Here is a 10,813-nt window from a genome sequence, read left to right on the forward strand (position 1 = left end):
GACGAGGCCGGCGCGCCTCCCGCCACGTCATCCGCATGACACAGCGCCGCGCCTTGCGCAGGCGGGTTTTACACCGGAGCGACCGGACGCTATCCAGTGCATAGACCTTGAGTCCGTAAGGTTACAAGAATGAGCCAGGAAGGCCACTTCCTCATCCTGATGGCGCTTCTGCCGTTCATCGGGGCCCTCGTGCCGGGCCTGATGATCCGGGCGGGACGCAACGCCTGCGCGAGCTTTACCGCCGTTCCCACGGCGCTCGCCCTCGTCATGCTGCTGATCCTCGCGCCGCAGGTGATGCGCGGCGAGGTGATCCAGGCCGAGATCGAATGGCTGCCGCAGCTCGGCCTCTCGGCCTCGTTCTTCCTCGACGGGCTGGGGCTGCTCTTCGCGGGGATGATCCTCGGCGTCGGGCTCCTCATCACGCTCTATGCGCGGTTCTACCTCTCGGGAGCGGACCCGATGGGGCAGTTCTACACCTATCTCCTGCTGTTCCAGGGCGCGATGCTGGGCATCGTGCTGTCGGACAACATCCTGCTTCTGCTGGTGTTCTGGGAGCTCACGTCGCTCTCGTCCTTCCTGCTCATCGGCTACTGGAAGCACCTGCCCGAGGGGCGGCAGGGCGCGCGCATGGCGCTGGCCGTCACGGGGGCGGGCGGGCTCGCGATGATCGGGGGAATGCTGATCCTCGGCAACATCGCCGGCAGCTACAACCTGACCGACATCCTGCAGGCGGGCGACGCGATCCGCGCCTCCGAATGGTACATCCCGGCGCTGATCCTGATCCTGCTGGGCGCCTTCACCAAGTCGGCGCAGTTCCCGTTCCACTTCTGGCTGCCGCACGCGATGGCCGCGCCCACGCCGGTCTCGGCCTACCTGCACTCGGCCACGATGGTGAAGGCGGGCGTGTTCCTGATGGCGCGGATGTGGCCCGTCCTGTCGGGCACCGACGCCTGGTTCTACATCGTCGCCACCACGGGCCTCGTGACGATGGTGGTCGGCGCGCTCATCGCGCTCTTCAAGGACGACCTCAAGGCGCTGCTCGCCTTCTCGACGGTCAGCCACCTCGGTCTCCTCACGATGCTGCTGGGCTTCGGCACGCAGGCGGCGGCGGTCGCGGCGGTGTTCCACATCATCAACCACCTGACCTTCAAGGCCGCGCTCTTCATGACGGCGGGGATCGTCGATCACGAGACCCATACCCGCGACATCAAGCGCCTCGGCGGCCTGCGCCACCTCATGCCCGTGACCTTCGTGATCGGCACGGTCGCGGCGCTGTCGATGGCGGGCATCCCGCTCTTCAACGGGTTCCTGTCGAAGGAGATGATGCTCGAGGAGGCCTCGCACACCTACTGGGCGGGGAGCGACTGGGCCGTTCCCGCGCTCGCGACCTTCGGCGCGCTCCTGTCGGTGGCCTATTCGCTGCGCTTCATCGTGCATGTCTTCCTCGGCCCGGTCCGCGACGACTACCCGCACAAGCCGCATGACCCCTCCTTCGGGATGTGGGCGGCGCCCGCGCTCCTGGCCGTGCTCGTCGTCCTGATCGGGACGATGCCGTTTCTCGCCGACGGCCTCGTCGGCGTCGCGGCGAGCGCGGTGACGGGGGCCGAACTCCATCCGCATCTGAAGATCTGGCACGGGGTCACGCCCGCGCTGTGGATGTCGCTCATCGCCGTCGCGGGCGGCGCGGTCTTCCTCGCACTCCACGGCATCTTCGACCGCGCCTGGCTGGCGACGCCGCGGCCCGAGGCCAAGGTCATCTTCGACCGGCTGGTGGCGGGGGCGGCCGGCCTTTCGGCGTGGATCACCTCGGCCACGCACAACGGCGCCATCAGCCGCTACCTCGCGATCTTCGTCTTCGCCTCCGTGGCGCTCGGGGCGGTCGCGTTCTTCGGCGGCGGCCTCTCCGCACCCACGCGCGGCCTCCTGCCGGTGCCGGCGGTGATCGGAGCCGGCTGGCTCATGCTGATCGCGGCGACGATCTCGGTCGTCGTCATGCACCGCAACCGCTTCCAGGCGCTGGTGCTCGTGGGCGTCATCGGTCTGTCGATCTCCGCCGGGTTCTCCTACCTCTCGGCGCCGGATCTCGCGCTGACGCAGATCTCGGTCGAGACGGTGACGATCATGCTGCTGCTGCTCGCGCTGCACTTCCTGCCGAAGACCACCCCGAAGGAGAGCGGCGCGGGACGCAAGCTCCGCGACGGGGCGATCGCGCTCGCCGCCGGGGCGGGGATCGGCGGGCTCGCCTACGCCTTCCTTCTGCGCGACATCGACACGATCTCGGGCTTCCACCTCGAGAACAGCTACGAGGGCGGCGGCGGCACCAACGTGGTCAACGTGATCCTCGTCGACTTCCGCGGCTACGACACCTATGGCGAGATCATCGTGCTCGGGATCGCGGGCCTCATCATCTACGCGCTGATGCACGCGCTCCTCGGCGGGCCCGCGGCGCGGCGGCTGCGCAACGTCGACTACAGCGCCAACCGCTCGCGCGACCGGCACCCGCTGATGATGGTCGTGGTCACGCGCGTCCTCATGCCCATCGCCGTGATGGTCGGCGTCTACATCTTCCTGCGGGGCCACAACCAGCCGGGCGGCGGCTTCGTCGCGGGCCTCGTCATCGCCATCGCGCTCCTGATGCAGTACATGGCCTCGGGCTTCGCCTGGACGCAGGCGCGCAAGCGCATCGAGTATCACACGATGATCGGCTTCGGCGTCATCATCGCGGGGCTGACGGGCATCGGCGCCTGGTTCAACGGCCTGCCCTTCCTGACCAGCGCCTATACCTATGTCCACCTCCCGCCCGTCGAGGAGTTCGAGCTCGCCACCGCGATGCTCTTCGACCTCGGTGTGTTCCTGACCGTGCTCGGCGCGGTGATGCTGATGCTCTACAGCCTCAGCCGGATCGCGCAGCACACCGGCGAGACGGTGAACCTCGAGCCCATGGACTACGATCCCGGCGAGCACGCCGACGAAGAGAAGGCGCGCTGAGATGGAGATCGTCGTCGCAAGTTCGGTCGGGGTCCTGACCGCGGGCGGGGTCTACCTGCTCCTCCGGCTCCGGTCCTTTCCCGTGATCCTCGGCCTCGCGCTCCTGTCCTACGCGGTCAACGTCTTCATCTTCGCGAGCGGGCGCCTCGCCATCGACCAGTCGCCGATCCTCGCGCGCTACGGCGAGGCGACCTATACCGACCCGCTGCCGCAGGCCCTGGTGCTGACGGCCATCGTGATCTCCTTCGGGATGACCGCTGTGCTGGTGATGATCGGGCTCGGGGCCTATCTCGAGGCCGACGACGACCGGATCGACATGGAGCGCACGGACGCCGACGAGGAGGCGCGGCGCTGATGCACTGGCTCATCGTTCCCGTCGTCCTGCCGGCGATGCTGGCGCCGATCCTCGCCTTCGTCATGCGCCACGACATCACGCTCGCGCGGACCTTCTCGGTCGCGGGCACGGCGGCGCTGGTGGCCGTGGCGCTGGGCCTCGCCGCGATGGCGGCCGACGGGACCACGCATGTCTACCGCCTCGGCGACTGGCCCGCGCCCTTCGGGATCGTGCTGGTGCTCGACCGGCTGTCGGCGCTCATGGTTCTGCTGACCGCGACGCTGGCGCTCATCGTGCTGATCCACGCCATCGCGACGGGCTGGGACGACCGCGGCCGGCATTTCCACGCGCTCTTCCAGTTCCAGCTCATGGGCATCTGCGGCGCGTTCCTGACGGGAGACATCTTCAACCTCTTCGTCTTCTTCGAGGTGCTGCTGATCGCCTCCTACGGGCTGATGATCCATTCCGGCGGGCGCGAGCGGATGCGGGCGGGCCTGCAATACGTGGTGATGAACCTCGCGGGCTCGACGCTGTTCCTCTTCGCGCTGGGGACGCTCTACGCCTCCACGGGCACGCTCAACATCGCCGACCTCGCGCTCCGCGCGGCCGAGATCCCGCCCGAGGAGGCGGCGCTCGTCCGGGTCGCGGCGATGCTCCTGATGATCGTCTTCGCGGTGAAGGCCGCCCTCTTCCCGGTGCAGTTCTGGCTGCCCGCGACCTATGCGAACGCCCCCGCGCCGGTCGCGGCCCTCTTCGCGATCATGACGAAGGTCGGCGCCTACGCGATCATCCGGGTGCATACCACGGCCTTCGGTCCCGGCATCGAGGGGACGGAGAGCGTCGCGGCCGCCTGGCTCTTCCCCGCGGCCATCGTCACCATCGCGGTCGGCGCCTTCGGTGTCCTCGGCGCGCGGCGGCTCATGCCGCTCATCGCCTTCTCGGCGGTGGGGTCGATGGGCACGCTGCTCGTCGCGGTCGCCGCGTTCACGCCCGAGGCGCTGACCGCCGCGCTCTACTACACGGTGCATTCGACCTTCGCGGCGGCCTGCCTGTTCCTGATCGCCGACCTCGTGGTGACGCGGCGTTCGGGCGACCGGCTGGGCGCCGCGCCCGCGACGGTGCAGAACGGCCTCTTCGCCGCGCTGTTCTTCGCGGGGGCCATCGCCATGGCGGGGATGCCGCCGCTCTCGGGGTTCCTCGGCAAGCTCCTCGTGCTCGACGCGGTCCGCGCACCTGCGCAGATGCCCTGGGCCTGGACCGCGATCCTCGTGGGTTCGCTCCTGACCATCGTCGGCTTCGCGCGGGCGGGGAGCATCCTGTTCTGGAAGTCCACCTCCATCCCGCACCCGATCCCCGACATGCACGAGCACGTCCCGCCGAAGGCCCTGCCGCCCGCCGCCCGCGCCGCCGAGGTCGCGCCCGCGATGCTGAGCCTTGCGGCGCTCGCGGCGCTGGCCGTCTTCGCGGGGCCCGCCGCCTCGTACCTCGAGGCGACCTCCGCCCAGGTCTTCGACCGTGCGGGCTACGTGTCGGCCGTCCTCGGCCCGGCGACGGAGGAGTGAGCCCATGCTGATGCGCCTCGTCCCCCATCCGCTCCTCAGCCTGGCGCTGGTCCTCGTCTGGCTCGGCCTCGTGAACAGCTTCACGCTCGGCAACCTCATCCTCGGAACGGCCTTCGGCCTCGCCATCCCGATGGTCACGCGCGCCTACTGGCCCGACCGCCCGAGGATCGCGCGGCCGCTCAAGATCGCCGAATACTTCCTGATCGTGCTCTGGGACATCGTCGTGGCGAACGTGCAGGTGGCCGCGGTCATCCTGTTCCGGCGCGAGAAGACCATCCGCTCGCACTGGATTCCCGTCCCGATCGAGCTGACCTCGGCCGAGGCCATCACCATCCTCGCGGGCACCATCACGATGACGCCCGGCACCGTCTCGGCGACGCTGTCGGCGGACGGCAGCGCGATCCTCGTCCACTGCCTGCACACCGACGATCCCGACGACGTGCGCGACAGCATCAAGTCCCGCTACGAGAGGCGCCTGAAGGAGATCTTCCCATGATCGAAGCCGCACTGCTCTTCGCCGCCGCCTGCTACGGCGTCGCCCTCCTGCTCGACCTCTGGCGCATCGTGCTCGGGCCGGACGCGGCCGACCGCATCCTCGCGCTCGACACCATGGTCATCAACGTCATCGCGCTCCTGGTGCTCTACGGCATCTGGCGGGGCACGGCGATCTACTTCGAGGCGGCGATGCTGGTCGCGATGGTGGGCTTCGTCTCGACCGTCGCCTACTGCCGCTTCCTGCTGCGCAGCGACATCATCGAGTGAGGGCCGCCCCATGAGTTTCGTCGCCGAATTCCTCATCGCCGTCTTCCTCGTCATCAGCGGGGTCTTCGGCTTCGTCGGCTCCTACGGTCTGGTGAAACTGAAATCGACGCTGCAGCGCCTCCACGCACCGACCAAGGCCACGACGCTCGGCGTGGGCGGGGTCCTCATCGCCTCGATGATCTTCTTCTACGCCGACACCGGCCACCTGTCGGTGCACGAGTTGCTGATCACGCTGTTCCTGTTCCTCACCGCGCCGATCACCGCGAACTTCATCGCCAAGACCTACATGGCGATGAACCTGCGGCGCGAGGACCTGCCCGAGAGCGGGGGCGAGTACGGCTGGTCGGTCTACGACGATCCGCCGCCGGAGGGCGACGGAAGGTCCTGACGCCTCCCGCGACCGCACCGCATACGCAAAAGACCGGGTTGGAGCCCCGGCTTTTGTGCATTACAGATAGCACTCGCAAAAAAACAATCCGATCAGGGAGGATCGCAATGAAACTCGTACAGGCCCTCGCGGCCAGCACCCTCGTCGCGCTTGCCGTTCCGGCGACGGCGCAGGAGCAACTGTCGATCGCCACGGGCGGCACCGGCGGCGTCTACTACCCGATGGGCGGCGGTCTCGCCGAGGTCATCAACAACAACGTCGACGGCTACTCGGCCACCGCGGAAGTCACCGGCGCCTCGGTCGAGAACATGGGCCTCATCGCCACGGGCGATGCGGACCTCGCGCTCGCGCTCGCCGATACGGTGCAGCAGGCCTACGAGGGCACCGGCCGTTTCGAGGGCCAGCAACTGCCGATGATCCGCGGCCTCGCCTCGATGTATGCCAACATGATCCACATCGTGGCGCTCGAGAGCAGCGGCATCACCTCGCTGGACGACCTGCGCGGCAAGCGCGTGTCCGTCGGCGCGCCGGGCTCGGGCACCGAGGTCAACGCCGACGCCATCCTGTCGGCCAACGGCATCAGCTACGACGACATCGAGGAGCAGCGCCTCAACTTCAACGAGACCGCGGACGCCCTCGCCAACGGCGACATCGACGCGGGCTTCTGGTCGGTCGGCGCGCCGACTTCGTCGATCCTGAACCTCTCGACGACGAACGACATCGTCATCATCGCGCTGACCGAGGAAGAGATGGCCGCCGCCATCGCGCAGGACCCGGTCATGTCGCGCACGACGCTTCCGGCCGGCAGCTACACGGGCGTGGACGAGGACATCACCGTGCTCGGCATCCCGAACGTGCTGGCCGTCTCGTCCGAGATGTCGGACGACCTCGCCTACGCGATCACGCGCGCGATGTTCGAGAACATCGCCGACCTGCAGGCGGTCCACCCGGCGGCGAACGAAACCACGGTCGAGTTCACCATGTCGGCAACGCCGGTTCCGCTGCACCCCGGCGCCATCCGCTACTACGAGGAGATCGGCGCCTCGATCCCGGACAACCTGCGTCCGTGACGGCACGGCTCGGAGGAGGGCTGATCGCCCTCCTCCTCCTGTCCATCCCTCTTGCCGCCAGCGCGGGCGAGCTCGTCGCGACGCGCGAGGACGGCAGCGAGATCGCACGCCTGCCCGTCCCCGAGGGGGCGGGCTGGTGCGTTCTCTGGAACCATTCCGTCGCGGGCTTCGAGGTCTCCGACTGCTACGAGAACCGGGCGGGGCACATGGTGCTGGTGCGCGCGCACCTGCCCGACTTCGCCGCCGGGCTCGACCACATCCCGGGCCGGGGCAGGCAGGTCTCGGACGGGCAGGGCGGCTACTGGATTCTCGATATCGACGAACCCGTGCCGGGCGACGCCTACGTGCTCCGGCCGGGGCGTGGGGACGTGGACCACCGCCTGCGCGTCGGCGACACGACCGTGTCGCTGTCGGCCGCCGCCCCGCGCGAACGGGTGCGCATCGAACTCAGAGGGAACGACTGATGGTCACCGACACCGAGATCCCGCGGGCCGAGCCCGAGCAGCCCCGCCTCGTGCTGCGCGCCATCGCCGTCATCGGCATCGCGCTGTCGCTGTTCCAGCTCTGGGCGGCGGGGGTGCAGCCGCTGGGCCTGTTCTACCAGCGGCCGATCCATCTCGGCTTCATCCTCGTCCTGTGCTTCCTGATCTACCCGGTCTTCGGCAGGTCGCGGCCGCGCGGCGCGCTCGGCTGGGCCATCGACGGCACGCTCATCGCCTGCGGCATCCTCGTCGGCGCCTGGCTGCCGGTGAACATCGACACCATCGCCAACCAGATCTTCCCGCGCGACATCGACGTCTGGGTGGGCGTGCTCACCGTCCTCGTCGTGCTCGAAGCGGCGCGGCGGGCGGTCGGGCTCGGCATGACGATCATCGGCGCCTTCTTCATCGCCTACGCCTTCGCGGGCAGCCGGGGCGAACTGCCGTTTCTCGCCGACTGGATGCCCGGCATCATGAACCACCGCGGCTATTCGCTCGACCGCGTGGCGAGCCAGATGACCCTCGGCGCCGAGGGGATCTTCGGCATCCCGCTCGGCGTCGCCGCGACCTTCATCTTCGTCTTCGTCCTCTTCGGCGCCTTCCTCGAGGTGACGGGGGCGGGCAAGTTCTTCATCGATCTCGCCTATGCCGCCACGGGGCGGCAGCGCGGCGGCCCGGCCAAGGCGGCCGTCATCGCGTCCGCCGGCATGGGCTCGATCTCGGGCTCGGCCATCGCCAACGTCGTGACCACGGGCGCCTTCACCATCCCGCTGATGAAGCGGCTCGGCTACCGGCCCGCGCAGGCGGGCGGCATCGAGGCCGCGGCCTCGACCGGCGGACAGATCATGCCGCCGCTGATGGGCGCGGGCGCGTTCCTGATGTCCGAGTTCACGCGGGTGCCCTACGTCGACATCGTGCTCGTCTCGATCTTCCCCGCATTCCTCTACTTCGGGGCGGTCTACCTGCTGGTGCACATCGCCGCGGTGAAGCAGGGCATGCAGGGCATGACGGCGGATGAACTGCCGAGCGTGCGCAGCGTGCTGGCCGAGGGCTGGCACTTCCTCCTGCCGCTCGTGGCGCTGGTGGCGCTGCTCGTCGCGGGCTACTCGCCCATGCGGGTCGGCTTCTACGCCATCGTCTCCATCGTGGCGGCGGCGTCGGCCAAGGCGCTCTGGGTCTACTTCGCGAACGGCCCGACGGCCTCGGGCTTCGTCGCGCTCTGCCCCAGGGGGATCGAGCTGACGCTCGAGGCCCTGGAGCTCGGCGCGCGGAACGCTGTCGCCGTCTCCATGGCCTGCGCGGTCGCGGGGATCATCGTCGGCGTCGTGGGGCTGACCGGCCTCGGGCTCAAGTTCTCGGCCATGATGATCGCCTTCTCGGGCGGCAACCTCGTGCTGGCGCTGCTCCTCGTGCTGATCGCGAGCCTGATCCTCGGGATGGGCCTGCCGGTGACGGCGGCCTACATCGTGCTCATCATCCTCGTCGGTCCCGCGCTGACCGAGGAGTTCGGCATCCCGCTCCTGATCGCGCACCTGGTCGTGTTCTGGTACTCGCAGGACAGCAACGTCACGCCGCCCGTGGCGCTGGCGGGTTTCGCGGGGGCGGCCATCGCGGGCTCGAAACCGATGGAGACGAGCTTCCAGGCGTGGAAATACGCCAAGGGCCTCTACCTCATCCCGCTCTTCATGGTGTTCAACGAGGTCATCATCCTCGGCGGCCCGCTGCCGCTGGTGCTGTGGAACGGGGCCATCGCCATCGTGGCGCTGGTGGGCTTCGCCGCCGCGCTCGAGGGGTTCCTCTGGCGCGCCATGCCGCTCTGGCAGCGTGCGCTCATCGTGCCGGGCGTGATCGCGGTCTTCTGGCCCTCCATCGCGGTCGAGGCGGCAGGGGCGGCGCTGATCGTGGCGCTGCTCGCGCTCAACTGGTGGGGCAGCCGCAGCGGCTCGGGCGCTGTCGCTCCGGCGCGGGCGGAGTGAGCCTCAGATCGCGCCGAGCGACGAGAGCGTCCAGACCGTGAAGTCCGAGATCACGCGGCCCGTCGCCGCGTCGAAGGCCGCGACGAGGTCGGCGTCCTCGAGCGAGGCGGCGTCCGCGCGCGCCGTGAAGGTGCGCGAGGCCACCACCTGCACGCCACGCTCGCGGACGATCCGGGCGATCATGCGGACGCGGACCTCGGCGCTGTCGCCCCCGGGGCCGACGACCGCCTGGAAGTCCACGAGTTCGCTCACGATGGCGAAGTCGCCTCCCGCGCCCAGCGGACGGCGGCCGACATACTGGAAGGCCTGCGTCGCGTCGAGCGCGCGGACCATGAGCGTCTGCACCACGAGGGGGGCGGGCTCGCTCCAGCGGACACCGGGGAGATACTGCGCCTGGAGGGGATCGGGCTGGATCATGATCCGCTCGGTGGCCAGCGCGCCGCCGGTCGTCGGCTCCTCCACGATCACGTCGCGAGCGAGCGGCGCGCCCTGGCGCTGCGGCAGGGCGCCGGGCGCGGTCAGCACGAAGACCTCGAGCGGCGTCGCCGCGTCCCCCAGCGCGCCGATGGCCCCGCAGGAGGCCATCCACGGGAGGAGGGCTGCCAGCGCGAGCCGGCGGAGGGTCGCTCCCGGGGCAATCGGCAAGGTGGGCCTCATCGTCTGAACTCCGGCACGTCGGTGTCGAGGAAGAACCGCGTCGGGCTGTCCTCGATCCGCCGCGTCAGCCGGTCGAGGTTGTCGATCAGCCCGCGCGTTTCCTGCGCCAGCCGCGAGAAGAGGGGCAGGGCGTTCGTGGTGAAGTCCTGAACGCCGGGGGCGGAGCTGTCAACCAGCGCCCCCAGCCGGGTGAAGGCCTCGGCGGCGGCGGCGCTGGCCTCGCGCACCTCGGCGGAGATCTGCGGCAGGTCGCCCGACACCGCACCGACGGCCTCGTTAAGCCCCTGCACGGTGGCCTCGAGCTCGGCGATCAGGCCCGGCACGTCCTCGTTGATGACCCGGTCGGCGCCCGCGAAGGCGTTCTCGGCGGCTTCGAGCGTGCGCTCGCCCGTCTCGAGCGCGCCGTTGATCGCCGAGAGCGTCTCGTTGGCGTTGGCGAAGGTCTCCGTCACCTGCGCCATGGTCGTCTCGGCGCTGGTCACGAGGCCCGTCACGTCGCCGCTCGCCTCCGTCAGGTCGGCGCCCACGGTCTCGATCACGCCGCGCGCGTTCTCCACGGCGGCGGTGACATCGGCGAGGACGGCGGGAAGGTCCGTC

The 10,813-nt window shown here is 69.5% G+C and carries 10 protein-coding genes and 1 pseudogene; 9 read left to right on the plus strand and 2 right to left on the minus strand.

The window, feature by feature from the left end:
- The first annotated feature begins 129 nt into the window (after positions 1 to 129).
- The 9 genes from ACTS11_RS07020 to ACTS11_RS07060 all read left to right on the plus strand — a co-directional run bounded on the left by ACTS11_RS07020 (position 130) and on the right by ACTS11_RS07060 (position 9,559).
- Positions 130 to 2,988 carry a monovalent cation/H+ antiporter subunit A gene (locus ACTS11_RS07020; RefSeq protein WP_442639616.1) on the plus strand — a complete coding sequence of 953 codons (2,859 nt, stop codon included), beginning with the start codon at positions 130 to 132 and terminating at the stop codon, positions 2,986 to 2,988.
- A 1-nt stretch (position 2,989) separates the two neighbouring features.
- Positions 2,990 to 3,343, plus strand: a complete 354-nt coding sequence (locus ACTS11_RS07025) for a Na+/H+ antiporter subunit C (RefSeq protein WP_442639617.1) — start codon at positions 2,990 to 2,992, stop codon at positions 3,341 to 3,343.
- Positions 3,340 to 4,884: a monovalent cation/H+ antiporter subunit D gene (locus ACTS11_RS07030; protein ID WP_442639625.1), complete on the plus strand. Its 1,545-nt coding sequence runs from the start codon at positions 3,340 to 3,342 to the stop codon at positions 4,882 to 4,884. The genes ACTS11_RS07025 and ACTS11_RS07030 overlap by 4 nt, the downstream gene beginning before the upstream one ends.
- A gap of 4 nt (positions 4,885 to 4,888) precedes the next feature.
- Positions 4,889 to 5,380, plus strand: coding sequence for a Na+/H+ antiporter subunit E (locus ACTS11_RS07035; RefSeq protein ID WP_442639618.1), 492 nt, complete (start codon positions 4,889 to 4,891; stop codon positions 5,378 to 5,380).
- Entirely contained in the window at positions 5,377 to 5,646 is a 270-nt protein-coding gene (locus ACTS11_RS07040) for a K+/H+ antiporter subunit F (protein WP_442639619.1), read from the plus strand. Before ACTS11_RS07035 ends, ACTS11_RS07040 begins: the two co-directional genes overlap by 4 nt.
- Before the next feature lie 10 nt (positions 5,647 to 5,656).
- Positions 5,657 to 6,034, plus strand: coding sequence for a Na+/H+ antiporter subunit G (locus tag ACTS11_RS07045; protein ID WP_442639620.1), 378 nt, complete (start codon positions 5,657 to 5,659; stop codon positions 6,032 to 6,034).
- 107 nt (positions 6,035 to 6,141) lie between these two features.
- Positions 6,142 to 7,104, plus strand: a complete 963-nt coding sequence (locus tag ACTS11_RS07050; RefSeq protein ID WP_442639621.1) for a TAXI family TRAP transporter solute-binding subunit — start codon at positions 6,142 to 6,144, stop codon at positions 7,102 to 7,104.
- Positions 7,101 to 7,568: a DUF1850 domain-containing protein gene (locus tag ACTS11_RS07055; protein ID WP_442639622.1), complete on the plus strand. Its 468-nt coding sequence runs from the start codon at positions 7,101 to 7,103 to the stop codon at positions 7,566 to 7,568. Before ACTS11_RS07050 ends, ACTS11_RS07055 begins: the two co-directional genes overlap by 4 nt.
- The gene (locus ACTS11_RS07060; protein ID WP_442639623.1) at positions 7,568 to 9,559 is read left to right on the plus strand and encodes a TRAP transporter permease; all 1,992 of its coding nucleotides are present in this window, start codon (positions 7,568 to 7,570) and stop codon (positions 9,557 to 9,559) included. Before ACTS11_RS07055 ends, ACTS11_RS07060 begins: the two co-directional genes overlap by 1 nt.
- Before the next feature lie 3 nt (positions 9,560 to 9,562).
- Here ACTS11_RS07060 and ACTS11_RS07065 read toward each other — a convergent pair whose 3' ends face one another.
- Both ACTS11_RS07065 and ACTS11_RS07070 read right to left on the minus strand, forming a co-directional pair.
- Complete coding sequence (locus ACTS11_RS07065) at positions 9,563 to 10,204, minus strand: ABC-type transport auxiliary lipoprotein family protein (protein WP_442639624.1); 642 nt, start codon at positions 10,202 to 10,204, stop codon at positions 9,563 to 9,565.
- Between the two features lie 8 nt (positions 10,205 to 10,212).
- A pseudogene (locus tag ACTS11_RS07070) lies at positions 10,213 to 10,813 on the minus strand (MCE family protein); the annotation flags it as partial.

This window comes from Roseicyclus sp. (assembly GCF_052168335.1).
GTDB lineage: Bacteria > Pseudomonadota > Alphaproteobacteria > Rhodobacterales > Rhodobacteraceae > Roseibacterium.

What these genes read in the sequence shown, in the direction of transcription:
- ACTS11_RS07020 (WP_442639616.1), top strand. Translation starts at nt 130, where the DNA reads ATGAGCCAGGAAGGCCACTTCCTCATCCTGATGGCGCTTCTGCCGTTC.
- ACTS11_RS07025 (WP_442639617.1), top strand. Translation starts at nt 2,990, where the DNA reads ATGGAGATCGTCGTCGCAAGTTCGGTCGGGGTCCTGACCGCGGGCGGG.
- ACTS11_RS07035 (WP_442639618.1), top strand. Translation starts at nt 4,889, where the DNA reads ATGCTGATGCGCCTCGTCCCCCATCCGCTCCTCAGCCTGGCGCTGGTC.
- ACTS11_RS07040 (WP_442639619.1), top strand. Translation starts at nt 5,377, where the DNA reads ATGATCGAAGCCGCACTGCTCTTCGCCGCCGCCTGCTACGGCGTCGCC.
- ACTS11_RS07045 (WP_442639620.1), top strand. Translation starts at nt 5,657, where the DNA reads ATGAGTTTCGTCGCCGAATTCCTCATCGCCGTCTTCCTCGTCATCAGC.
- ACTS11_RS07050 (WP_442639621.1), top strand. Translation starts at nt 6,142, where the DNA reads ATGAAACTCGTACAGGCCCTCGCGGCCAGCACCCTCGTCGCGCTTGCC.
- ACTS11_RS07060 (WP_442639623.1), top strand. Translation starts at nt 7,568, where the DNA reads ATGGTCACCGACACCGAGATCCCGCGGGCCGAGCCCGAGCAGCCCCGC.